This window comes from Mycetocola sp. TRD_SC_2, assembly GCF_055361225.1.
In genome coordinates this window covers 592,797-615,818 of sequence record NZ_CM143954.1, presented here as the reverse complement: position 1 = coordinate 615,818, position 23,022 = coordinate 592,797, and the positions used below count along the sequence as shown (strand labels likewise).

General features: G+C 65.4%; 27 protein-coding genes. 17 read left to right on the top strand and 10 right to left on the bottom strand.

The window, feature by feature from the left end; all coding sequences use genetic code 11:
* Nucleotides 1-71 precede the first annotated feature (71 nt).
* The 4 genes from ACWA1Q_RS02955 to ACWA1Q_RS02940 all read left to right on the top strand — a co-directional run bounded on the left by ACWA1Q_RS02955 (nt 72) and on the right by ACWA1Q_RS02940 (nt 2,975).
* The gene (locus ACWA1Q_RS02955) at nt 72-1,031 is read left to right on the top strand and encodes a glycosyl hydrolase family 32 (protein ID WP_463759391.1); all 960 of its coding nucleotides are present in this window, start codon (nt 72-74) and stop codon (nt 1,029-1,031) included.
* Nucleotides 1,032-1,064: 33 nt separating this feature from the next.
* On the top strand, nt 1,065-1,970 hold the full coding sequence (locus tag ACWA1Q_RS02950; RefSeq protein WP_463759390.1) for an endonuclease/exonuclease/phosphatase family protein: 906 nt from the start codon (nt 1,065-1,067) through the stop codon (nt 1,968-1,970).
* Nucleotides 1,971-2,107: 137 nt separating this feature from the next.
* A complete protein-coding gene (locus ACWA1Q_RS02945; RefSeq protein WP_463759388.1) occupies nt 2,108-2,572 on the top strand; it encodes a GtrA family protein in 465 nt (154 codons plus the stop codon).
* A gap of 133 nt (nt 2,573-2,705) precedes the next feature.
* A complete protein-coding gene (locus ACWA1Q_RS02940; protein WP_463759386.1) occupies nt 2,706-2,975 on the top strand; it encodes a hypothetical protein in 270 nt (89 codons plus the stop codon).
* A gap of 58 nt (nt 2,976-3,033) precedes the next feature.
* Here the strand turns inward: ACWA1Q_RS02940 and ACWA1Q_RS02935 are convergent, their stop codons facing one another.
* Nucleotides 3,034-3,792 carry an EAL domain-containing protein gene (locus tag ACWA1Q_RS02935; RefSeq protein ID WP_463759384.1) on the bottom strand — a complete coding sequence of 253 codons (759 nt, stop codon included), beginning with the start codon at nt 3,790-3,792 and terminating at the stop codon, nt 3,034-3,036.
* A 372-nt stretch (nt 3,793-4,164) separates the two neighbouring features.
* On the opposite strand from ACWA1Q_RS02935, the gene ACWA1Q_RS02930 reads away from it, so the two are divergent.
* From ACWA1Q_RS02930 to ACWA1Q_RS02920, 3 genes are all read left to right on the top strand, one after another.
* Nucleotides 4,165-4,977: an alpha/beta fold hydrolase gene (locus ACWA1Q_RS02930; protein ID WP_463759382.1), complete on the top strand. Its 813-nt coding sequence runs from the start codon at nt 4,165-4,167 to the stop codon at nt 4,975-4,977.
* Nucleotides 4,952-6,406, top strand: a complete 1,455-nt coding sequence (locus tag ACWA1Q_RS02925) for a sensor domain-containing protein (RefSeq protein WP_463759380.1) — start codon at nt 4,952-4,954, stop codon at nt 6,404-6,406. The genes ACWA1Q_RS02930 and ACWA1Q_RS02925 overlap by 26 nt, the downstream gene beginning before the upstream one ends.
* Before the next feature lie 109 nt (nt 6,407-6,515).
* Entirely contained in the window at nt 6,516-6,854 is a 339-nt protein-coding gene (locus tag ACWA1Q_RS02920) for a DUF7882 family protein (protein ID WP_463759378.1), read from the top strand.
* Between the two features lie 15 nt (nt 6,855-6,869).
* Here the strand turns inward: ACWA1Q_RS02920 and ACWA1Q_RS02915 are convergent, their stop codons facing one another.
* Nucleotides 6,870-7,868, bottom strand: coding sequence for a cation efflux transmembrane domain-containing protein (locus tag ACWA1Q_RS02915; RefSeq protein WP_463759376.1), 999 nt, complete (start codon nt 7,866-7,868; stop codon nt 6,870-6,872).
* On the bottom strand, nt 7,865-8,350 hold the full coding sequence (locus tag ACWA1Q_RS02910; protein ID WP_463759375.1) for a transporter substrate-binding domain-containing protein: 486 nt from the start codon (nt 8,348-8,350) through the stop codon (nt 7,865-7,867). The genes ACWA1Q_RS02915 and ACWA1Q_RS02910 overlap by 4 nt, the downstream gene beginning before the upstream one ends.
* A gap of 264 nt (nt 8,351-8,614) precedes the next feature.
* Between ACWA1Q_RS02910 and ACWA1Q_RS02905 the strand changes: the two genes are divergently transcribed.
* The 3 genes from ACWA1Q_RS02905 (at nt 8,615) to ACWA1Q_RS02895 (ending at nt 10,962) form a co-directional block, all read left to right on the top strand.
* Nucleotides 8,615-9,724: an iron-containing redox enzyme family protein gene (locus ACWA1Q_RS02905; RefSeq protein WP_463759373.1), complete on the top strand. Its 1,110-nt coding sequence runs from the start codon at nt 8,615-8,617 to the stop codon at nt 9,722-9,724.
* Between the two features lie 14 nt (nt 9,725-9,738).
* Nucleotides 9,739-9,948 (top strand): CDGSH iron-sulfur domain-containing protein, encoded by a 210-nt coding sequence (locus ACWA1Q_RS02900; protein WP_463759372.1) that lies wholly within the window; start codon nt 9,739-9,741, stop codon nt 9,946-9,948.
* A 117-nt stretch (nt 9,949-10,065) separates the two neighbouring features.
* Nucleotides 10,066-10,962 carry an EamA family transporter gene (locus tag ACWA1Q_RS02895; RefSeq protein WP_463759370.1) on the top strand — a complete coding sequence of 299 codons (897 nt, stop codon included), beginning with the start codon at nt 10,066-10,068 and terminating at the stop codon, nt 10,960-10,962.
* A gap of 203 nt (nt 10,963-11,165) precedes the next feature.
* On the opposite strand, the gene ACWA1Q_RS02890 is transcribed toward ACWA1Q_RS02895, so the two are convergent.
* Nucleotides 11,166-13,412 carry a heavy metal translocating P-type ATPase gene (locus ACWA1Q_RS02890; protein WP_463759368.1) on the bottom strand — a complete coding sequence of 749 codons (2,247 nt, stop codon included), beginning with the start codon at nt 13,410-13,412 and terminating at the stop codon, nt 11,166-11,168.
* Between the two features lie 94 nt (nt 13,413-13,506).
* Between ACWA1Q_RS02890 and ACWA1Q_RS02885 the strand changes: the two genes are divergently transcribed.
* The 3 genes from ACWA1Q_RS02885 to ACWA1Q_RS02875 all read left to right on the top strand — a co-directional run bounded on the left by ACWA1Q_RS02885 (nt 13,507) and on the right by ACWA1Q_RS02875 (nt 14,768).
* Nucleotides 13,507-13,788 carry a metal-sensitive transcriptional regulator gene (locus ACWA1Q_RS02885; RefSeq protein WP_121671562.1) on the top strand — a complete coding sequence of 94 codons (282 nt, stop codon included), beginning with the start codon at nt 13,507-13,509 and terminating at the stop codon, nt 13,786-13,788.
* Between the two features lie 54 nt (nt 13,789-13,842).
* The gene (locus ACWA1Q_RS02880) at nt 13,843-14,244 is read left to right on the top strand and encodes a heavy-metal-associated domain-containing protein (RefSeq protein ID WP_463759366.1); all 402 of its coding nucleotides are present in this window, start codon (nt 13,843-13,845) and stop codon (nt 14,242-14,244) included.
* Nucleotides 14,245-14,561: 317 nt separating this feature from the next.
* The gene (locus ACWA1Q_RS02875) at nt 14,562-14,768 is read left to right on the top strand and encodes a heavy-metal-associated domain-containing protein (protein ID WP_463759365.1); all 207 of its coding nucleotides are present in this window, start codon (nt 14,562-14,564) and stop codon (nt 14,766-14,768) included.
* A 158-nt stretch (nt 14,769-14,926) separates the two neighbouring features.
* Here ACWA1Q_RS02875 and ACWA1Q_RS02870 read toward each other — a convergent pair whose 3' ends face one another.
* Nucleotides 14,927-15,136, bottom strand: coding sequence for a YozE family protein (locus tag ACWA1Q_RS02870; protein WP_463759363.1), 210 nt, complete (start codon nt 15,134-15,136; stop codon nt 14,927-14,929).
* Between the two features lie 2 nt (nt 15,137-15,138).
* On the bottom strand, nt 15,139-15,369 hold the full coding sequence (locus ACWA1Q_RS02865; RefSeq protein WP_463759361.1) for a hypothetical protein: 231 nt from the start codon (nt 15,367-15,369) through the stop codon (nt 15,139-15,141).
* 218 nt (nt 15,370-15,587) lie between these two features.
* Here ACWA1Q_RS02865 and ACWA1Q_RS02860 point away from each other — a divergent pair, with 218 nt between their 5' ends.
* Nucleotides 15,588-15,905: a putative quinol monooxygenase gene (locus ACWA1Q_RS02860; protein ID WP_463759359.1), complete on the top strand. Its 318-nt coding sequence runs from the start codon at nt 15,588-15,590 to the stop codon at nt 15,903-15,905.
* Nucleotides 15,906-15,970: 65 nt separating this feature from the next.
* Here ACWA1Q_RS02860 and ACWA1Q_RS02855 read toward each other — a convergent pair whose 3' ends face one another.
* The 3 genes from ACWA1Q_RS02855 to ACWA1Q_RS02845 all read right to left on the bottom strand — a co-directional run bounded on the left by ACWA1Q_RS02855 (nt 15,971) and on the right by ACWA1Q_RS02845 (nt 18,029).
* A complete protein-coding gene (locus ACWA1Q_RS02855; RefSeq protein WP_463759357.1) occupies nt 15,971-16,477 on the bottom strand; it encodes a hypothetical protein in 507 nt (168 codons plus the stop codon).
* Nucleotides 16,478-16,776: 299 nt separating this feature from the next.
* Nucleotides 16,777-17,793, bottom strand: coding sequence for an NAD-dependent epimerase/dehydratase family protein (locus ACWA1Q_RS02850; protein ID WP_463759356.1), 1,017 nt, complete (start codon nt 17,791-17,793; stop codon nt 16,777-16,779).
* Between the two features lie 8 nt (nt 17,794-17,801).
* Nucleotides 17,802-18,029 carry a hypothetical protein gene (locus ACWA1Q_RS02845; protein ID WP_463759354.1) on the bottom strand — a complete coding sequence of 76 codons (228 nt, stop codon included), beginning with the start codon at nt 18,027-18,029 and terminating at the stop codon, nt 17,802-17,804.
* Between the two features lie 281 nt (nt 18,030-18,310).
* Here ACWA1Q_RS02845 and ACWA1Q_RS02840 point away from each other — a divergent pair, with 281 nt between their 5' ends.
* From ACWA1Q_RS02840 to ACWA1Q_RS02830, 3 genes are all read left to right on the top strand, one after another.
* On the top strand, nt 18,311-19,021 hold the full coding sequence (locus tag ACWA1Q_RS02840; RefSeq protein ID WP_463759353.1) for a GAF and ANTAR domain-containing protein: 711 nt from the start codon (nt 18,311-18,313) through the stop codon (nt 19,019-19,021).
* Entirely contained in the window at nt 19,018-19,740 is a 723-nt protein-coding gene (locus ACWA1Q_RS02835; protein WP_463759351.1) for a GAF domain-containing protein, read from the top strand. Before ACWA1Q_RS02840 ends, ACWA1Q_RS02835 begins: the two co-directional genes overlap by 4 nt.
* 126 nt (nt 19,741-19,866) lie before the next feature.
* Entirely contained in the window at nt 19,867-20,223 is a 357-nt protein-coding gene (locus ACWA1Q_RS02830; protein WP_463759350.1) for a hypothetical protein, read from the top strand.
* 160 nt (nt 20,224-20,383) lie between these two features.
* Here the strand turns inward: ACWA1Q_RS02830 and ACWA1Q_RS02825 are convergent, their stop codons facing one another.
* A complete protein-coding gene (locus ACWA1Q_RS02825; protein ID WP_463759348.1) occupies nt 20,384-22,990 on the bottom strand; it encodes a helix-turn-helix transcriptional regulator in 2,607 nt (868 codons plus the stop codon).
* Nucleotides 22,991-23,022: the final 32 nt, after the last annotated feature.

Genomic DNA, 23,022 nt, shown 5'->3' with positions numbered 1-23,022 from the left:
CCCCACCACAAGCTCCCAGAAGGATCAATCTTGACTGTAGTTTTCCCCCGCGGTTCCACCTGGAAGGCACTGTGACGTTCCGACTTCCTGACCACTGGGTGTGGGACAGTTGGCTCGCCGACGACGGAAAGAACTACCACCTGTTCTTTCTGCGCGCGAGCAGAGCACTCCTCGACCCACACAAACGTCACTTCCGCGCCTCGATCGGGCACGCGATGTCCCCGGACCTCGAAACGTGGACACTCCTCCCCGATGCCCTGGCCGCAGGCGATACGCCGGGGTTTGACGACCTCGCGACGTGGACGGGATGCACCGTCCAGGGAGCGGATGGAACCTGGCACCTGTTCTACACCGGTGTGAGCCGCACCGAGAACGGGCTGCAACAGCGAATCGGATCCGCTGTCTCCGACGACCTCATCACCTGGAAGCGATCCGAGATGCCCGCGCTCGAGGCGGACCCGCGATGGTACGAGAAGCTGGGCGAGGGCACGTGGGCGGACGAGGCATGGCGAGACCCGTTCGTGTTCTTCGACCACGACACCCAGCTGTGGCAGATGGTGATCACGGCCCGCAGCCGAGTGGGCGACCCGGACCAACGCGCCGTCGTCGGGCACGCCGTCAGCGCGGATCTCACGACCTGGAACATCCGCCCCCCGTTATCCCAACCCGCAGGGTTCGGAGAGATGGAAGTAATTCAGTCACGGTACGTCGACGGCGAAGCCACGCTGCTGTTCTCGTGCCTTCCCGACAAGGCGCCCGGCATCCCCTTCCATACTTCGAGCACCGGCACATGGATCGCGCAAGGAGAGAGCCTCCTGGGCCCGTGGGACATCACCGGCAGTTCCAGCTTCTTCGTGCCGGGGGTCTATGCGGCTCAGCTCTTCCAAAAACGCGACGGAGAGTGGGTCGTTTTCGGCTTCCAGAACAGCGTGGACGGACGCTTCGTCGGAGAAATCGCGAACCCCGTCCCGCTCACCGAGATCCTGGCCGGCGAGACGCTTTTTCCCCTCATCCCGGTCACGGCCATGTAACACCTGATCCACCAACAACAAGGAGGAACCATCATGATGAAACAACTGATCGCAACCGGCTCGGCTGCGGCGCTCATCCTCGGAAGCGCCGTTCTCGGAGCAGGACCCGCCGTCGCCGCGCCAGGAGCGGTTAAAACCAAAACCACCGAAGTGACAGTGATGTCCTTCAACATTCACTACGGCGCTGACAGCGACAACGTCTTCGACCTCGAACGCACCGCCTCCGTCATCGAAGACTCCGGCGCAGAGATCATCGGTCTGCAGGAAGTCGACAATCACTGGGGAACACGCAGCGACTTCATTGACGAGGCAGCCTGGCTCGCGGATCGGCTCGACATGCACGTCGTGTACGGAGCGAACCTGAACGAGCCTCCGCTGCCCGGCGACGCCGAGAACCGCCAGTACGGAAACGCGATCCTCAGCGAATACCCCATCATCGCGTCGGAGAACCACCTGCTCACGAACATCGAGTACGACGAGCGGCCAACCGAACAGCGGGGGCTTCTCGAAGCCATCGTGAACATCCGTGGCAACCACGTCGCTTTCTACAGCACCCACCTCGACTTCCAGCGTGAGGAACAGCGCGCACTGCAGGTTGAGGAGATTCTCGAGATCACCGGCACGAGCAAGCGGCCCGCTGTCATCGTCGGCGACCTCAACGCGACACCGGATGCTCCGGAACTGCAGCCTCTCTTCTCGACCTTCACCGACACGTTCGCTGCGCTCGGTCAGAACGAGGACTACACCTTCGGTCCCGACCTTGAAGGACTTCCCGGCAGCGGATCGGTCGAGAACCCGACGCTGCGCATCGATTACATCCTGACCGCGCGCGGCGCTACTGCGACCTCGGCGGAGGTCATCCGCACGACGGCGTCGGACCACCTGCCGATCGTCGCCGAGCTGTCGATCGCCAAGACACCCAACGGCAAGGTCAAGTAGCGGCCACCGGCACTCTGGAGCACGTCGCGGTCCTCGCGGGGCATCAGCCTCGCGAGGACCGCGCTTGTTCCGGCAGGGACCGCTGCGCTCCTGCCGGGCATGCTCCGCGCCGAAAATCAAGTACGGTTGAGCTCAGAATGCCCTCACAGACCCGGTTCCGCCGCCTCGCCGTCCTCGGCACGCGCTTTCTCACCGTCGGTGCGATCTCCACCCTCATCGAGATCGCGGTGTTCAATCTGCTTCACTTCGGGCTCGGCACCGATCTGATTCTTGCGAAGGTCGTGGCGTCGCTCGTCGCTCTCGTCAACGCCTACTTCGGCAACCGGGAGTGGACATTCCGGCATCGGGGCCAGCACGGTCGGGTGCTCGAACTTGTGTTGTTCCTTGCGGTCAACGCGATCTGCACCGGGCTCGGTGCGGGCATCGTTGCGGTCGGCGTTGGCATGCTCGACTCCCCCGGACCGGTTCTCGTCAACGTCGTGAACCTCGTCAGCATCGTGATCGTCGTTTTCGTCCGGTTCCTCTTCTACCACTTCGTCGTGTTTCGCGGCGTTCGACCGAGTGCGACGGTCGAGGCGACCGGCGAGCATCCGGTCCGGTGAACCGCTGCGAACTATCGGGTTCGCGCACCACGGGCGCAACCCCCCGGTCGTTGTCAGGAAGTTCCAGTCTCAGCCGGTAACGTAGGTGACCGTGCCCCGCTCAGGCAGGCCCCGGTAGAGACAGGATTTTTACGTGATCGTTCACAGGCTGACCGTCGATGGTCGAGACTACTTTCTTCCAGACCCCGTCACTGAATTGCGCAACAAGGTCCTCGCGGCGATTCAGGCTGGCGGCGGCTACGTGAACATTCCCCCGCTGCGCGGGGGGCCCGGCATCGATATCCTCTTCTCCCCCGGGATGCCCGTGGTCTGGAGCCAGATCGATGTCGGCGGCGGCGAGAACAACGGCGACTCGTCGGTACCCGCAAACGGTGCGCTCGAGGACGACGCGTTCGGTATCTGACCTCGGTCAGCCTTCAGTTCTGTTGAACGCCGCGCGTTCAGCAGGGCTTTGTCGTGCCTCAGCCGACCTGAGCCGCGAGCATCGTGTCGATCTGGTCAGCGGGCATCGGGCGACCGAAGAGGTAACCCTGTGCGCGGTCGCAGCGCATCCAGCGAACCCGTGCGAGGTGCTCCTCGTTCTCGACGCCCTCGGCGACCACACGGACTCCTCGCTCCTGCAGAAGTGCAACGGCGACAGCCATCAACGCTCCCCCGGTGCTCGAGCTGTCCTGGATCAGCGAGCGGTCAATTTTCAGTTCCGTGATCGGAAGATCCTGGAGCTGGGACAGGGACGAGTGTCCGGTACCGAAATCGTCGAGTGAAATGCCCAACCCCGAGGACTGAAGTCGCATGAGACGCTCGGCGACAGCGTTCAGATCGGCGATCAACTGGGATTCGGTGATCTCGATCGTGAGAGTGCCTTCGGGCAAAGTGAATTCCGTGAGCAATTCGTGAAGCAGTTCGAACACCCCGGGCGTCGAGAGTTGCACGGCCGAGACGTTCACGGACACATCGAGCTGGAAGCCGGCCTCCCGCCACATGGCCGAGTGACGGCATCCTTCCCGCAGCATGAAGTCACCGATTTCATGAATGGCACCGGACTCCTCAGCCTCGGGTATGAAGCCTCCGGGCATAACGAGCCCTCGCTCGGGATGCTGCCAGCGGCACAACGCTTCGACGGCGACGATTCGGCCGGTCGCCATGTCGATTTGCGGCTGGAACCACGCCTGGATCTCCCCCCGGTCCACCGCGCCTCGCAGGTCGGTTGCGACGCTCACGAAGGGCTACCGTCTGCCGGTATGCGCGCAGATCGAAGGGTGGCCAGGAGGTGATGCCTGAAGGTGGACATACCTCATGGTCGTTCGGATACACGTCGAAATCTACGCACCCGACCTCCCGGCGAATGTGCGTATAATCCTCGTCACACTTTTCGGACACGCCGTGCGGAAAGCGCTGGAGCACCTGCGACGGTGGACAAAAACACTGAGATCCCGCGGGATCCTGATCCCGTTCTCGATCGCTTACACGGTTTCGGCGCCGGTGTGAAGCCCCTTGCTAAAATTGCTCGGTCAAATCCGCTCGGATACGCTTCTCAAGACAGCCGCGGTTCGGCTGACCGATTGGCTTCAGCCCAGTGATCAGGAGTCGCCGTGCCCACCGAGCAACTGTCGCCCGTTCGACGACGCAATAATGTCACCGTCTCCGGCAACAAGACGGGCCGGCCGATGGTCTTCGCTCACGGATTCGGTTGCAGCCAGGAGATGTGGAGTGCGGTAGCACCCGCGTTCGAAGAGGACTACCTCGTCGTCCGCTACGACCAGGTCGGCGCCGGTGGTTCTGATCTCTCCGCATATGACGCGGGTAAGTACGATTCACTGCACGGATACGCCGATGATCTGCTTGACATCCTCGACGACCTCGACCTGTCCGACGCAATCTTTGTGGGCCATTCGGTGAGCGCGATGATCGGCGTGCTGGCCGCAGCTCGCCGCCCGGAACGATTCGGCGCTCTCATCCTCGTCGGGCCGTCGCCCCGGTACATCAACACCGACGGCTATGTCGGCGGCTTCGAACAGCAGGACATCGATTCGCTCCTCGACGCACTCGATGCGAACTATCTCGGCTGGTCGGCGACCATCGCCCCGCTGATCATGGGAAACAGCGACCGCCCCGAGCTCGGCGACACCCTCACCGCGAGCTTCTGCAACGTCGACCCCACGATCGCAAGGCACTTTGCCCGGGTCACGTTCCTCTCTGACAACCGCCGTGACCTTCGCAAGGTTGCGACCCCGACGCTCGTGCTGCAGTGCCAGGAAGACATCATTGCCCCGACGGCAGTTGGCCAGTTCGTCGCCGACGAGATACCCGACAGCACTTTCATTCTAATGGACGCGACCGGTCACTGCCCCAACCTGTCCGCTCCTGCAGAGTTGTGCGATGAGATCCGTGCTTACCTCGGATAGTTCGCACACAGGACCGGCGCCGCTCGCCGGGGCGGAACATCCGTTCGCCGATTTCGAAGACCTCTTTCGCAACGCTCCCTGTGGGTACGTCGTCACCTCGATCGACGGGCTGATCCTCACCGCGAATACGACATTTGCGACGATGACCGGGCACGACTGCGGGGAACTCGTCGGGAGGCGGTTCGCCGACTTGCTGACCCCCGGCAGCCAGTTGTTTCACGAGACCCGTCATTTTCCCGTTCTGCACCTGCGCGGGCGGGCCGACGAAATCGCGCTGGTGCTGCAACGCGCGGACGGCACGCACCTGCCGACGCTGGTGAACTCCTTCGTCGTACCGGAGAGCGATGGCGCGCCCGGCCAGATCCGCATTGCCGTCTTCGATTCAACTGAACGTCGCGACTACGAGCAGGATCTGCTCGAGGCACGGCGGGCCGCTGAATCATCGGAATCGTACGTCCGGGCGCTGCAGCAGGCGTCAAGCGCTTTCACGCTCGCCGACACCGAAGAAGAACTGACTACGGCGATCGCCGCAAGCATCCGTGAGGCGTTCTCTGCCACTCATGCTTCGGTGCTTCTGATCAACAGCGCCGGAGAACTCCAGTTGGCGGCCGGCTCGAACCCCTTGAGAAATGCTGCGGCCACGATCGAGGATGCCGCGCTCCAGCTGGGCCGGACGGTCGCGGTCTCCAACTCAGACATGGCCGACAGCGTCGTACCCGGTCTCACCGAGGCGCTGAGGGACGCCCGGCTCGAAGCGGCCTGCGCCACCCCTCTCCTCGACAAGGGCAAGCCTGCCGGTGTCGTCGTCTGTTACTTCGGGCGCGAGCGTCACCTCGCCGACAACGCCGTCGAGTTGATGGAGACCCTCGCGCGCCAGTCAGCACACGTGCTCGCGCGCCTTCGCCTGCAGGAGCAACTCGCCGAACTCGCGCTGAACGACCAGCTGACCGGGCTCGCCAACCGCAAGTTGCTCGAGGAACGTCTCGACCAGACACTCGCAACCGTCATCAGGACACAGCGCGCGGTCGCCGTCCTGTTTCTCGATCTCGACGGCTTCAAAGTCGTCAACGACGTGTGCGGCCACGTCGTCGGGGACTCCGTGCTTCAGCAGGTGTCTGAACGCCTGCGTTCTGTCGTTCGTACGGCTGACACGATCGGACGGTACGGCGGAGACGAGTTCGTCATCATCTGTGACGACACCGACGCGGACTCCGCAATGATCATCGCCGATCGCATCCGGGCCGTCGTTCGCGAGCCTCTGGTCGGAGTGCCTGACAGCTGCCCGATTTCGGCCAGCGTCGGCGTCGCGTTGCTCGGTGCGGGCACGAATCCCGCCGTTTCGAGCGACAACGTGCTGCAGTTGGCGGATGCCGCGATGTACACCTCGAAGAACGCGGGCAAGGACCGCGTCACGATGGTGTCTGTGTAGTTTCCCGGCACCGTGTCGTCGATGCCGGTACCGGTCACATCCGTGGATAGAATTACCTTCGCCGCTCATTCGATGGGCGGCATCAATCTGATGCGTGGAGGACTGCCCGGTGGGAACGCTGACTTATGACTCGAAGGTCACCGCGAGCATTGATGACCGCATCCTTGCGCATCTGCAGGTCGTCATGCTGGCCAAACTGCGCAGGGGCGAGCCGTTCGCTTTCACCTGGAACGAGAACGCCAACGGTCTCGGCCGCACAACGATCTGGATCCACAACGCGATCTCGCTGACGTTCCAGTACTACGGCGGCAAGGTTCCCCCGATCAACGCCCGCTGGGTTCAGGCTCTCGTGCGCTCGTCGAACTCCGTCGGTGGGCTCGAGATCCTGCCAGAGCCACCCGCACTGCCGCCCGCCGCTCCCGACGCGGGCACCGCAGCGCTCCTGTAACGCGCTGCGGCGGTGCTACCGCTGTGAGGCCGCCCTCGTCGGCTTCGACTCGACGACCACCCGCGGCAGATCTTTCACGGGGATGATCACGATGTCGTCGACCTTCCAGTCGAGGGCGATCGCACCCTCTCGCGCTGCCGCGAGGTCGGCGAGACTCACCTTGCGACGCGAGCGCGGCACAACGAACGATTCGATATGGAAGACGTGACCCTGGTCGCGAGCGCGCGAACCGGCATCCGCCACCCAGGGCAGTGACCGCAAATACTCGTCGACGTCGTGCACGATCGGGTGGGGCTCGGCGTCGTCGAATGTCATGGCCCTCGTGTCCATGAGGTCTTCGACGGCGGCCCGGCTGTTCTTCAGCCCGTCCCAGAGGATGCTGCCGGAGATGAAGAGGGCTGCCGCTGAGTCCGCCCACCACAGGCCGAGTCCGATGCCGCCCACCCCGACGATGGAGCCCACCGCGGTCATCCAGTCCGCCTTGTTCATGTCGGCGTCGGCATACAGCAACTTGTCGTGCAGCTCTCGCGCGAGTTTCATCTTGGCCCGGCCGATGAACACGGGCGGAAGCGCGATGAGCGCCATGACACCCATCATCAACCAGCCCAGCCAGAACACCTGGCCGAAGAGTTCGACCGATCCGATGCTCGGGTGTTCGCCCCGAATCAGCCCGGAGCCGGACTCGACGAAGAGAACCGTGCCCATGGTGAGCAGTGCGACAGCGGCGACGAGGTGTCCGACGCCGACGGAGCGGTGAAACCCATACGGATGCTTCGGGTTGGGTCTCCGCCGCGCCAGTCGCACGGCGATGAGGAACACGATCGGTGGGATGAACGACAGGATGTCCTCGATCCACGCCGCCTTCATCGCTTGCGAGTTGCCGAGCACGAGATAGACGAGGGTGACGGTGACCAGGAGAAAGGCGATGGTGATCCACTCGAGCCTGATCGCCTTCGCGAGGATCTGCTTCTGCCTCTCCGGGAGCTCGGTCTCGCCAAACGATACGTCGCTCACGGCGCCCCCTCCGAGTTCAGCAGGAATCGTTCGAGCTCGAGCAGGAACGCGTTCTCGCCCATGGGTGCGGCCATCACGTGCCGCTCCAGCCCCGTGCTCGTCGTCACTTCGGTGAACGGCTTCGTAATCGCGGCGCGGTCGCTCCACGGCGACTGGTCGGTGAATCCGCCGATCACGAGGTCGAGCGCGCCTTCCTCCAGCTGGGTCATGAGGTGCTCCTCGCTGCCCTCGACCCAGGCGATGTCTGCGTCGATCGAATCGGCGAAGCCCTCGACGAGATCCACCTCGATTCCGGATGCCTCTCCTTCGTCGGTCATGTCTGTCCACTCCTCGTTCGGCGAGATGCCGACCCGCAGGGTTCCGCCGCTCACCCGGTCGAGAGTTTCCTCCGGATCAGCGGGAAACGTCGTCGCACACCCGGCCAGGCCGAGTGCGAGTGCGAGCACTGCGACAGCTACACGGGAACGGATCCGGGACATCATGAGGCAACCATAGCGACGAAGCGCGGGCGGCGGAGCGACTTGCACGGGGTCCGCTTCTGTGTCCCAGTGCCCGCGGTTGCGGTAAAAGAATGCCGGTCCTGGCCGGCGCGCGGGTGTCCGCGCGTGGCGCGGGCGAAGTTGCACCCGCGCGACGCCGATGCACCCGCGCGACACGCGGCATCCGCTCGCGGACAGCGCTGTCGTAGATCGGGGCGCTTGGCAAGGGCCTTGCGACGCCCCGTCGCCGAGCGGGACAGTTGGACAATGGCACTATCCCAGACCCTGATGGGCCCCAGCACCTTTTCCGATCCCACGTTCAGCGCCCGCGGGCCGCTGAGCGCCCGACTCCTCGAGCTTCTCCGCTCGGCGCCAGGCGACGACGTCAACCTCGTGCCTCTCGCCAGCGAAGCTCTCGACCGCGCCAGCCAGCTCGTTCACGACGACGATGTACAGCTGACTCTCTTCATCCTCTACGGGCTGCACTACGGAGCTGTCGTCGACTCCGATGACGCGTGGGAATGGCATCCGTCGCTCATTGCGCTGCGTCGCAGGCTTGAGGCCGCGTTCGAAGCCGAACTGCGGGAGACGGTGCCGATGCCGGAGCTCCCCGAGTCGACGTCGAGTGCCGTGGCATCCGCCCTGTTCTCTCTCACCGGCGAAGAGCCCGGGCCAAGCCTGTCGCGATACGTTGCCGCGAAGGCGACCCGCGAGCAGCTCGCCGAGTTTCTCGTGCACCGCTCGATCTACACACTCAAGGAGGCCGACCCGCACTCGTGGGCAATACCGCGGCTGAGCGGCCGGGCGAAGGCGGCGATGGTCGAAATTCAGTCGGACGAGTACGGCGGTGGTCGCCCCGAGCGGATGCATGCCGCCATTTTCGCGGGCACGATGCGCGGCCTCGGACTGGATGACCGTTACGGCATATACGTCGATCACGTGCCGGCCGTGACCCTCGCGTCGCTCAACATGATGTCGATGTTCGGGCTCAACCGGCGCCTGCGCGGCGCGATTGCCGGGCACCTCGCGGCATTCGAGATGACGTCGTCGATCCCCAACGGGCTGTATGCGCGCGGGTTCCGCCGCAATGGATTCGGTGAGGATGTCACGTGGTACTTCGACGAACACGTCGAGGCAGATGCCGTGCACGAGCAGATCGCCGGTCGGGACCTCGCCGGGTCCCTCGCCGAGGACGAACCGGCGCTGCTCGCCGACATCATGTTCGGTGCGGCAGCGTGCCTCACCGTCGACGGCTGGGCCGGGCAACACATCCTCGACGCGTGGACCGCCGGTGAGTCGGCGCTGCGGGTGCCGCTCGAGCCGGGAACCGGGACGTCTGTGCCCGGTGGACACGTGGCATCCGGATCGGAGTCGTGAGCGTGGAGGCAGATATGAGTGACCTCAACCGGGCAGCGCCGCAGATCGTCGCGTGCCCCAACGGACCGCTGCTCGTGCGCGGCGAACTCGACCTCGTCACGCCCGAGGGTGAGCCGATCGAGCGCAAGCGCCGCACGATTGCGTTGTGCCGCTGCGGAGTGTCGGCGATCAAGCCGTTCTGCGATGGAACGCACAAGGCGATCGGGTTCACGACCGACCCGTAGGTTTCGCCGGAGATCGCACGGTTTGCAGGAGCCTCTCGGGGCTTTTTTCCTGCGAATCGTGCGATCTCCTGTCTTGCGTGCGACGAGCGGATGCCGCGCTGCCCCTACGCTGGACGGGTGACCTCGACCCAGCCGGCATCCCGCGTGCCGATCGGTGCGACCGGCCTGGTTCTCGGCGGTCTGCTGTGCCAGGAGGTCGGTGCGTCCTTCGCGGTGCTGCTGTTCCCGACCGTTGGCGCGGTCGGGATGGTCACGCTGCGGCTCGTGTTCTCGGCGATCGTGCTGTTGCTGATCTGCCGCCCGCGGCTGCGCGGATACTCCCGCAGTGACTGGCTGACCGTCGCCGCATTCGGGCTCGTGCTCGCCGGGATGAACGCGCTGTTCTACGAGGCACTCGCCCGGCTCCCGCTCGGGCCAGCCGTCACCATCGAGGTGCTCGGTCCGCTGCTGCTCTCGGTGATCGTCAGCCGGCGGGCGTCGAGCTGGCTCTGGGCGGTGCTCGCGTTCATCGGCGTAGCCCTCCTCAGCCGGGGTGGACTCGAAGCGCTCGACCCGATCGGCGTGCTTTTCGCCGCGGGCGCAGGCGCACTGTGGGCCGGCTACATCCTCATGTCGGCGCGGACCGGAGCGCGGTTCCCCAAGCTCGACGGACTCGCGATCGCCATGTCGATCGGCGCACTCGTGACGCTGCCGCTCGGCCTCGGCACGGCGGGCTCGACCCTCTTCAGCCCCACCATCCTGCTGCTCGGGCTCGCGGTAGCGGTGCTGTCGTCCGCGATCCCCTACGCCCTCGAGTTGCTCGCACTGAGGCGCCTCGCTGCGTCGACGTTCTCGATCCTGATGAGCCTCGCCCCGGCAATGGCCGCCATCGTGGGTGCACTGGTACTCGGCCAGGGTCTCACCCTCATCAGCGGGCTCGCGATCCTGCTCGTCGTCGTTGCCAGTGCCGGGGCGGTGCGGTCGGCATCCGTTCACGCGCGCAAGCAGGCGGGGCTCGCCGAGCCGGTGGCCTGAGGGGCGGATGCTGTCGCGCACGATTTACAGGAGATCGCACGCTTCACAGGACGAAAGTCGCGCAAACCTCCTGTAAACCGTGCGATCTCCTGTTATGCGCGCGACCGCGGCGGAGCATCCGCCCGCCATCGCGCTGAGAGTAGGACATCGCGCTGGGGGAAGGACAACGCGCCGAGAGAAGGACGAACGCAGCCCCGCCGTCCTTATCTCGCGCCGATCTCCTTCTCCCGGAGCGAAGGCCGGGTACCAGCGGCGACGGGAGCCGCGCCCGCGCCCGGCCGCAGGTCGAGCCGACGCAACAACTGCGCGTTGAGCGCGACGATGATCGTCGAGAGCGACATGAGCAGAGCACCCACCGCCATCGGCAGCACGAACCCGACCGGGGCGAGGATACCCGCGGCGAGCGGCACCGACAGCAGGTTGTAGCCCGCCGCCCACCACAGGTTCTGCTTCATCTTGCGGTAGCTGGCCTCCGAAAGCTCGATCACCGAGAGCACCGAGCGCGGGTCGTCGCTCGCGAGGATCACGCCGGCAGACGCGATTGCGACATCGGTCCCCGCGCTGATGGCGAGGCCCACGTCGGCTTGCGCCAGAGCGGGCGCGTCATTCACGCCGTCGCCGACCATCGCGACCCGCCGACCCTCGGACTGCAACAGGGCCACGCGCGCGGACTTGTCCTCGGGCCGGACGCCGGCGAACACGCGGTCGATGCCGACGGCATCCGCCACGGTTTGGGCCACGGGTTCCGCGTCTCCGGTGATCATCACGACCTCGACGCCACGGTCGTGGAGCGCGCGCACGGCAGCGACCGACTCTGGCCGCACCTCGTCAGTGAGCGTGAGCGCACCGACAACCTCATCGTCGACGATCACGTGCAGCACGGTGCCGCCGTCGGTATCCCCGGACGCGGGCAGCGGGGCGAGCCCACGCCGCTCGAGCAGGTAGGGTCCGCCAACGGCAACGGATGCTCCGCCCACCGTCGCCGAGACCCCCTCAGCCGGCGACGACCGGAAGTCCGTCGCCGGCGACAACTCGAGGTGCGAGGCGGCACGCACGATTGCGCGGGCCAGGGGGTGTTCACTGTCCGACTCCGCCGCGGCGGCGAGCGCCAGCACGCGATCCGGAGTCCAGCCGTCGGCAGGTGACGCGGAAGAGACGACGGGTTCACCGCGGGTAAGCGTTCCGGTCTTGTCGAACAGCACGGTGTCGACGGTGCGCATGCTTTCGAGCGCGAGGCGATCCTTGACGAGAACGCCGGCGCGGGCGGCCCGCTCGGTCGCGATCGACACCACGAGTGGGATCGCGAGGCCCAGCGCGTGCGGGCACGCGATCACGAGCACGGTGATCGTGCGGATGACGGCGTCGTCCGGCGTGCCGAGCAGCGTCCAGACGATGGCGGTGATCGCGGCAGCACCGAGCGCGAACCAGAACAGCCAGCCGGCGGCGGTGTCGGCGAGCCGTTGCGCGCGCGACGACGAGTTCTGCGCGTCGGCGACAAGCTTGCGGATGCCGGCGAGCGCGGTCTGCTCCCCCACCGCGGTGACCCGGATGCGCAGGCCGCTGTCTGTGGCGACTGTCCCGGCCACGACGGGGTCGCCGGTGGAGCGACGCACGGGCATCGACTCACCGGTGACCATGGATTCGTCGACGTCAGCGGCACCCTCGGCGATCTCACCGTCGGCCGGGATGCGACCGCCCGGTCGCACGACCACGACATCACCGATGACGAGCTCGGCCGGAGGAACGGAAACGACTGTGTCGCCCTCGACCCGCTCCGCCTCATCCGGGATCAGCGCGGCAAGCGAGTCGAGCGCCGACGACGTCTGCGCGAGCGACCGCATCTCGATCCAGTGGCCGAGCAGCATGATGACGATGAGCAGCGCGAGCTCCCACCAGAAATCGAGAGCATGGTCGAGGATGCCGCTACTCGCGCCCCACGACGCGACGAACGCGACCGAGATGGCGAGTCCGATGAGCAGCATCATTCCCGGTTTTCGCGCCTTGATTTCGTCGACCGCCCCGACAAGGAACGGTTTGCCGCCCCAGACGAACATCACGGTGCCGAGGATCGGGGACACCCAGCGCACCCACGGCTGATCCGGGAGGGAGTATCCGAGAATGTCGGCGAACATCATGCTGAGGCCCACCACCGGTATCGCGAGCACGAGCATGATCCAGAACAGGCGGCGGAACTGGCCAGCGTGGTCGCCGTGACCGGCATGACCGGCATGACCGGCGTGACCGGCATGACCGGCGTGCTCAGCGTGAGCCGAGTGCTCGGCGTGGTCAGCGTGATCGCCGTGGTCAGCGTGATCGCTATGCCCGACCGTCGCTTGGTCGAGCGCCATTTCTTCGTGACTGGCGTGCCCGGAGTGCCCATCGGGACCGGTGGGATCCGGCCCGCCCGTGGCATCCGCATCGTGTTCGTGGAATCCGCGCGAAGTTCTCATGGTCGCCATGCTATACCCCCTAGGGGTATATGTGAAGGGGTTCATGTCATACCCCCTCTGGGTATACTTGATGGAGTTCACCCGAGGAGGACCCATGCACGGCTACGTCGACAACAAGGCGGATCTGACCAAGCGCCTGCGTCGCGCCGAGGGCCAGGTGCGCGGAATCCAGCGCATGGTCGACGACGACGTGTACTGCATCGACATCCTCACGCAGGTGTCTGCGGTTACCAAAGCCCTCGAAACCGTTGCGCTGCAGCTGCTCGACGACCACCTCAACCACTGCGTCGCCGAGGCCACCCGCGAGGGCGGCCCGGTCGCCGACGAGAAGCTTCGCGAAGCATCCGCCGCCATTGCGCGGCTCGTGCGTTCCTGAAAATTTGCACCCCTGACATCCGCCCGCACACATCACGCACCAAGGAGTAACGCCATGTCCACCGGACCCCTCAACGACCTCGGCCTGACCGAAAAGCGCGATGCAGCTTCAGCCCCGACCGGCGGCGGATGCTGCGGTGGCGGTGGCGGTTGCATGTGCGGCGGGCACGGGGGCGGTGCAAGCGCAGCCTCGGCGGCGGCGTCAGCCTCGGCTTCGGCGACCTCGGTCGTCACCGAGCTCTCGGTCTCGGGCATGACGTGCGAGCACTGCGTGAAGAGTGTCACCGAGGAGCTCGCAGAAATCTACGGCGTCAACGGTGTCGACGTGAAGCTCAACCCTGAGGGAGTGTCCTCCGTTGTTGTTCTGAGTGAGGCGCCGCTCGAGAAGGCGCACGTCGCTGCCGCGATCGAAGAGGCCGGCTATGCGCTCGTAAGCGCACCCCTCTCCGCCGACTAGATCACCGAGCCGACGAGACACTGAGGAGTTCGCGCATGTCGACAGGTCCTGACAACGATCTCGGTCTCACCGCCAGGAGCAGCGCTTCTGCTGCCCCGGGGGGCGGATGCTGCGGCGGCGGCGGCGGTGACGGATGCGGCAGCGCAGGTGGTTGCGGTGGGGCGTGCGGAAGCGAGCCCAGCGGAGGCTGCGGGAGCGGCGGCGGGTGCGCCTGCCAGGCCGCACCGGCGCCGACCGTACGCACAGACTCCGTGATCGGGGCGCCCCGGGTGTCGAGCGCGCCCCAAGCATCGTCGACGTTGTTCGAGGTGTTGGGCATGACGCGTGCCCGGTGCATCGTCACCGTGATGAACGCACTCGAGCGGCTGCCGGGCGTCGAGTCGGTCGACGTCGATCTCAACAGCGGTGGTGTCTCGCGCGTCACCGTGGTGAGCTCGCGGGAACTGGATCGAGATGCCGTGCACTCTGCGTTGATCGAGTCCGGTTACAACGTCGCGAGCGGCGCAGTTCCGATCGCGCAGTAGCGGCTGGGGTCACGCTCGCCGCGCTCGTGGTGCAACCGTGCACGGGTTCACCCAAGGAAAAAGCGCCGAGATAAGGACGAACCGCGGGGTTCCGTCCTTATCTGGCGCTTATTTCCTTCTACCGGCACGAGTCGCCAGGCGCGAGGCGCACGAAGCAGTCAGTTCAGGCCGCTGAACTCGTCCCAGGCCCGCTCGAAGGAGGAACGGACCTCGGCGACCGTGTTGTCGGCGCTGAAATAGCCGTCAAAGATCGCCTTGTCGCCGTGCTCGGGGAACAGTTCGTCATCGGCGACGGATCTGGCCAGCTCACCGACGACATCCTCACGGTCACGCTGCTGCGAGAGCCAGGTAGCGAAAGTCTCCGTCATCGTCAGCTCTCAATCGTCTTGTCGTCGCTCGGGTGGTCGGGGTCTTCCTCGGGTTCCATCGTCGATGGCTCCCCCGTGTAGCCCACGGCGATACCGGTGTCGCTGTCTGGAATGGTCGAGTCGGGGCCAGGCTCGCCCGGTTCTCCGAGTGACCCTGGTTCTCCCTTTCGCATCGGGTCTTCGTGTTCCTTCGGTTCGCCCAACTGGCGGTCAGTGTCATCAGTGTTCGACATGTCGCTCCCCCTTCGTGCATGGATGGTGGTTCCCATCCACCCTACGTTTCGCCGGGTGCTTCAGGACAGGGGGTTGCGTTCCGCCCGGGTGCGCGCGGGCGTGCCCGCGATTGACGGATGCCGCCGCCTGCGCCCATCGACGGCTGTCGTCCGCCAGACGGAGACTCCGGGCAGACGGGTCAGGCCACGTTCACGCGGGCGGTAACATCGGCAGGACCATGACTGATCCCATTGTTGTCACCGCCCTCTTCGTGCCCGCCGACGGAGCGTTCGACGCCGTCCACGAGGCACTCCTCCCCGCGATCGCCGCTGTGCACGAGGAGCCCGGCTGCATCCTCTACGCGATTCACCGCACGCCCGAGAACACCATCCTGATGATCGAAAAGTGGGAGTCAGTCGAGTTGCTCGACAGCCACGGCGCTGGGCCGGCGGTCGGCGCCCTCAACGCCTCGCTCAAGGGCAAGCTTGCCCGGCCCGTCGAAGTCACCCGGCTTGTGCCGCTGCCCGCCGGTACCGAAATTCAGGGCTCGCTCTAGCCCGTCGGATGCTCCGCCTCGCGTCGTCAGTGTCATTTCGCCGATGTGACGCCGCCGAGGTCGCGTCAGCGCGTCGACGTCTCGCGCACTGTCGGCGCTTCGAGGGTCACCCGGTTCGCGTGCGTCGCGAGCACGATCGCGAGGACGCCGAGGAAGATCGTCCCACCGATCCGAATCATTGTGTCAATGCTGACCACGAACGAGATGGTGGTCTGTACGTTCTGCATCACGCCCGTGAGGGCGAGCTGCATCAGCCAGGACACCGTGAGGGCCGCCACGACCGCTGCCGGCGCCCAGTTCCACGGTTTCGGCACAACACCAGCGCGAGCGATCTGGACTACGGCGATCACCGCGAGCGCGAACTGCACGGCCGTGTCGATGTAGCCGAAGGTCACGAGGACGTCGAAGGGGATCTCCCCGGGAACCGCACCTGCAAGGTCAAGCACGAGGTCCACCAGCGACCAGGCGGCGAGCGCCACGAGCGCTCCCGTCCCAAGCGGACGACGCGCCGTCACGCTCCCGGCTCTCGAAAAGCCGAACGCGAAGACGAAGAGGGCGGCCGCGTAGAGCACCGCCCCGATGGCACCCCGCTGAACGCGATGGATTCGGCCGGTGCCAGTCCAGTGCCTACGACATGGGCTGCAAGCAGCAGGGTTCCGCCGACAAACCACGTGCGCCGCGGGTCGAGTGATGCCGAGGTGGCCCCTTGCGCGTCTTCAGTGAACATGGTGCTGAGCGTAGTGTTCGGGCCCCCCGATGTCACGGATTCGCCCGATCACCGCACGCGAGCGGTCTCGATACCCGCGGCTCGCTCCGCTCGCTGCGCTACTCGACCAGCGGCGGAGGTCGAAGCGCGACCAGCGGGAGCGTACTAACCCCGGAGTTGCGGCGACGCCTCCACATTTGCGTGATCGCCGACGCCGTGCACGATCTCGACGAGGGCATCCGTCGCCGGCACCGTCGGAGCCCAGCCGAGCTCATCGCGTGCCCGCGCGGTCGACATCATCGGCACCATCGCGCCCGCGTCGATCCAGCCGGGATCCGAGCCCTGGAGCCGCAGCTTCCAGGTCAGGTCAGCGAGCGCGCGCACCACGCGCAGCCGCACGGGCACCCACCGGATTCCGAATGCAGCCGCCACGGTCGGCGGATCGATGATCGGCTCCGCAGCGATATTGAACGCGCCCGCCGCGCTGCGATCGAGCGCGCGCCAGAAGGCATCAGCCACATCATCGGAATGCACGACCTGAGCGATCATCTGCCTGGGCAAAGGGAGGACCGGCGTCCGCAGCCAGCGCAGCACGCTCACCGGAATGAGGTGCCCGACAAAGAGCCCGGTGATTTCGGTCGCCGCCGCCCGCTGGAACACGAAGCCGGGGCGCAGCCTGCTCACGATGATCGCGGGGTGGTCCTCCTCGAACCGGTCGAGCGCCCGCTCGTTGATCGCCTTGTGCCTGCTGTAGTGAGACGAGGGGATGCCGCCGGTCGGCCAATGCTCGTCAACGCGCGTCGTCTTCGGGCCGGGGCTGTACGCGGCGATCGATGATGCGTACGAGAACTGGGGCACTCTCGCCGCAGCGACCGCCGCCAGCACGTTCTTCGTGCCGACCACGTTCGTGCGCCACAACTGCGCCTCATCATGGTTCGGCTGGAGCTGCCAACCGAGGTGGACGACGGCATCCGCCCCCGCGAAAATCTGGGCCAGCTTCCTCGGTGCCGACGGTGAACCGATGTCGAGCGTGTGCCACGCCACCCCGCTGTACGGCGCAACGGCAAGGTCCGGCTCTCGACGACTGATACCGACAAGTTCTGCCGCTGTGGGCTCCGTGTGCAGTCGACGGAGAAGAGCTGTTCCAAGGTTGCCGGATGCTCCGACGATGACAATGCGCATGGGGGTCCTCAGTGTCCGGGGAATTCATCCCAGTGGTCTTGGAATTGGGAACGTTCGTCGTCAGACATCGTCTGGGCCTGGGTTGTCCGCTGCCCCGTGCCCGCGCCGGGGACTTCCGTCTCGTCGGGTTCCGCAGGCACAGCCTCTTCAGGCGCGAACGCGGCCGATTCGACCGGGGAATCTGCGGCATCCGCACCGGCGCGTTCGGATTCCGGGTGTTCGGTCTGTTCTGACATGAAGCTTCCTTGGTCACGATTCACGGTGCCCGCCATGTCGCATGCAGTCTGTGGGCAACCGGCTCGAACCGGCATTCCGCCTGTGACTGGGCCAGCGTACAACCGCAACATGCGGGAATGGGCACCCTTGCGCAAATCGAATTTCGCGCTAGAGCACACAACACCAATGCTCCCGCCCAACCCACAAGGAACTTCCCCTCACAAGGGGTGGTCCACGGAGCTCGCGGCGTTAATATGGAAACGACGCCGCCACGGCGCCACGGTCGTCGAAGGAGGTTGCTGTGCCCGATGCCTTTGCCGAGGCCATGGACGCGTTGACGAGGGCGACTCCGCCCGACTCGGCGCTCGCCGCGCCCATCGCCAACGCGCTCCCCGTGTCTGGTGTGGCGATCTCGATGCTCGGCGCATTCCTCGGCAATGAAACCGTTTCAGCGACCGACCACACCGCCGCCCGGCTCGACGAATTACAGTTCGACCTCGGCGAGGGCCCGTGCTGGGACGCCATCGGCAAAGGCAAGCCGGTCCTGGAGCCGAACATCCGGCAACATCCGCTCGGCCGCTGGCCGGCATTCCTCGACGCGATTCGTCACGAAGACGTCGGCGCAATCTATGCCTTTCCCCTCTTCGTCGGTCCCCTGCAACTGGGCGCGATGGACCTGTACTCCGTCGAACCGAATGCACTCAGCGACAAGCACACTCGGCAGAGCGCGGCGTTCGCATCCGTCGTCAGCCGCCTCGTGCTGCACAAGGCGCTGGAGCGGGCAGGTGAAGACCCGGAAGCCCAGCCCGAGACGCCGTACTCGCGCCGCACCGTTCATCAGGCAACGGGAATGGTTCTCGCTCAACTCGACCTCCCCCCGAACGAGGCCAGACTCGTCATCCAGGCCCATGCTTTCGCAACGGGTCGCTCCATGCAGGAAATCGCAGAAGACATCGTGGACAGGCGACTCAACTTCTCGGTGAGAGACAGCGGAATCGAGGACTCCCGATGAGAACGGAGATCACACGGGAAGGAAAGCTCGTGGATGCGTTCGCGACTCTGGCAGACACTTTGGTCGCCGACTACGACGCGGTGGAGTTGCTCCAGACGCTCGTGGAGAACTGCCGCGACCTTCTCGACATCACGGCCGCCGGCATCCTGCTCGCTGACCTCGACGGAGAACTCGACGTCGTCGCGTCGACGAGCGAGGCCTCACGCCTGGTCGAGGTGATGCAGCTCGGCGCGCAGGCCGGGCCATGCATCGAGTGTTTCACCACGGGCGAGCCTGTCTCGATTCCGGACATCAGCGCGGCTCCCGACAAGTGGGCTCGATTCCGCGACGGCGCTGCCCAGCAGGGCTTCGGATCGGTGTACGCCCTTCCCCTGCGCCTGCGCGAGACCACGATCGGGGCGCTCAACCTGCTGCGTGCCGAAACCGGGGAACTGAACGAACGCGATGTTCGGGCGGCGCAAGCGCTGGCGGATGTCGCGACAATCGGCATTCTGCACGCCCGGTACCTGCGCGAAAGCGACGCGGTGCGGGACCAACTGCAGTTCGCGCTGAATTCGCGGGTCGTCATCGAGCAGGCGAAGGGCGTTGTCTCGCAGACGCAGAACGTGTCCACCGATGATGCATTCGGCATGATGCGGCAGTACGCCCGCAATCACGGAATGTTGCTGTCGATCGTTGCGGAGCAGCTGGTTTCGCGAACCCTGATAATCAGCAGCTAACTTTTTTGTTACCGTTTGCTCCGGTGTAGCGTGACTAGACGGGTTGATTGAACCCGCACAATTGCGTCCCCCAGACCCCGGGACTGCCTTCGCACCGCGAGGGCGTTATACCAAAGGGGCACTGCCATGGAACGGATCCATTACGCGGGCAGTCCGTTTGTAACTGGGGACCGCATCGCACAAGCGCTGATCAACTATGCACACTTCCTGACCGCGCACAACACGACCGCGGCAGTCGACATTCCGATTCGCAAGGATGATGGCACGGTGGGGCGCGCCAACTTCCTGCTCGGGCCGATGAGCCAACTCGTGTCCGAATCGGAGGGTAGCCGTTTCGGTGAGCTGCTCGATGACGAACTCGTGCTTCTGCTGCACGATCGCGCCGTAGGCCGACACGACTCTCATCCGCGCCCCATCACGACCACCGCAGACACGTCGAACGACGCGTTCTTCCTCTACAGCGATCTCGCCGAGTACGCCTGAGTCGCTCCATAGCTGTCGCTGGCCCGAGAGTTTCTCCTCTTGGCGGCCGCCCCGCCTGCCACTGGTGCCGGGCCAGCGACGCCCTCTTCTGCTGATTGCATCCCGACACGCTCAGCCATCAGCGCCGGGAAGCGCGTATCGAGATCCCGCAATCACCGCTTCATCGGGATGCCGCGTTGCCAGCAAGCCCGAGCGCACGCCCTGCGACGACTGCGTCCTCGCGAGTCGAAACACCGAGTTTGCGGTACAAGCCCTTGAGCTGAGATTTCACCGTGTTCGGGGAGACGAACAGCTCGGCTGCGATATCGGAGACGGAGCCATTTCGCGCAAGGGCCTGCAGCACCACCGTCTCACGTTCGGTGAGCACGACATCAGTCGCCGACTCGGGAATCACCCCAGCCACGTCGCGGAGCGAAGCGAGCATTTCTGGACGGTCTTGTGCGAGGTGACGAAGCGCTTCCAGGTCACGTTCGGGGATCAGCGACAGAGCCAGCCGGAGTCCACTCGCGCTGAGCACAGCACACACATTCTCCAGTGATCGCATTGCCTGGGTGTGCTGGCCTCGACGGCTCAGCGCCGCCGCCTCAATAACACCGGCCTCCGCCCGCATCCGTGTGCTGAGGTGGTGCCTGGACGCCCATTCGAGGCGGCGCAGCGCAACACCGGGTTCATTCCGCACGAGGGCGACACGAGCCAGGGAAATATCACCACGCGCGTCCTTCGACGCGTGAGGGGCCAACGTCTTCTCGGCGGCGCTCGCGTTGCCTGCGGCCAGCTCGAGCAGCGACCGGGTAGCCGCCACACGCCTTGTAATCGGTGCGGCAGCCGATGCCCGGTTGGAGTGCCGCCGAACCGTCGCGTCAAACGCCGCGAGCCCTGCAACCGGCCTGCCCTCCAGGATGGCAATCGTGGCTTCGATATCGGCAAGCAGAGGCCAGTGCTCGATCGTGTCTCGGTGCCGGTCGAGCCGGCGGAGGCGACGGGTGGCCTCCGCCGAATCCCCTTCCTCGAGTGCGAGAAGCGCTTCGGCGAGTTGCCAGAAACTGGCGATGTACCCCGTCTCCCACCCATCGGGCCATGATCGACGGCGAGCGTCGTCGCAGTAGGTTCGGGCGTCGATGAGATCACCGGAGAGCGCGAGAGAGCCCGCGGTGTTGCTGAGCCCGCCAAGTCCTGAGACGGAACTCAGCGCGTCTCCGATCGCGACCGACGCCTGGAACGCCTCAAGTGCTTCCTCTTCCCGCCCGCTGTAAAAAAGGGAAACTCCGGCGTGTGAGTACAGCGCCGGAACCAGAGTCCCGAGAGATTCGCGATCGGCAATGCTGAGTTCGTTCAGAGAGGCAATGGTTTTCTGCGCTGCTGCGAGCGCCTGATCAAAGTGGCCCAGGACCCGCAAGGACGCGCTTTCCATGCCGCTGAGAAGAGCCCGATCGGGCGGAGAGGCACTCCGGCGCTGAATTCTGGATGACATGATCGACAGCGCGAAAAGTTCGACGGCTTTGACTCGATGCAGCTTCGCCGCGTTGTACACGATGGCGAGAAGCATGGTGATGATGGGGTACCGGCGCAAGGCGGTCAGCGGAACGCCGGTGAAGATCCGACGCACTTCCCTGCCGTGCGCGAGCAAGAACGACGACCACGACGCCCTGACGACATCGCTCGCAAGCTGAAAATCCCCGATCTCGACCGATGTTTCGAGGGCGGTCAGCGGCCTCTGGTTCTCCACAGACCATCGCGCGACTCGCGTCCGCAACTCGCGCACATCCTCTGCGGCGGCCTTCTCGATCGCGCGCCGCAGGATTTCGCGCACGATGGTTGTGTATGTGAAGACCCGCTGCTGCCCATCGCCGCTCCACATTCCCAGGCCGTCGGATTCGGCCCGGTCGAGGAGTTCTCTTACCGCGTCCTCACCGGACAACGAGGCCGCGAGTTCACTCGTGAGTATCTCGGCGAGCGACGTCCGCTGCAGAAAGCGCGTATACCGAGGGTCGACGGTCTCACCTCCGTGGGGTTGCAGCGCGACGTAACTTTCGATGGCGTCGATGGCGCGATCCACACCGACCTTCGACGTTTCCGAGCCGACGGCATCCGCCTGAAGGAGCAGCGCCCGCACGGCAAGAGGAAGGCCGCCAGCCGCGCGAACGAACTCGGCAACATCGGTTTCAATTCCGGCGGCCTGCAGAGCAGCCGCAACTTCCTCGTCTGACATTCGCAAAGCGGATGCCGGGATCACCGTTGAGTCGACGGCGAGGGCTGTTGCAGCAGAATCGAGTACCCCGGTGCGGCGGGTGGCGACCCGCATGCGCAGGCGCGGAGAGTTCGACAGGAGACGCACCAGCCGGTGCAGGACCTCATCGCTGAGTCGATGGCTATCATCGAGAACCAGCATGATGTCACGGTCGAGCTGAGCAAAACCGCGGCGAAGAATACTCCACGGTTCTTCGCCGCTTTCGATCGCGGCCTCTCCCATCGAGAGAATCGTACCCGGCCGGACCAGGCCCGCATCGTTCAGACTCCGCGCGAGCAGGGCGGCGAAAGTCGCTTCATCGGACTCCCCGGGTTCGAGGGCGAGCCAGATTCCAGCGACCTGCGTTCGACGCACCCATTGAGCGAGCAGCGCAGTCTTGCCGTAGCCCGCCGGGCCTTTGACAACAACGAGTGCCGCGGGGCCGTCGAGCAGATCGAGCAGCCGAGACCGTTCCAGCAGCGCGGCCGGGGTGCGCGGAGCACCGGAGATGCGATCTGAGGGGCGGGGTGTGTCGTCCATTTCTTCACAGACTATCGGGGCGAACGTTCAGC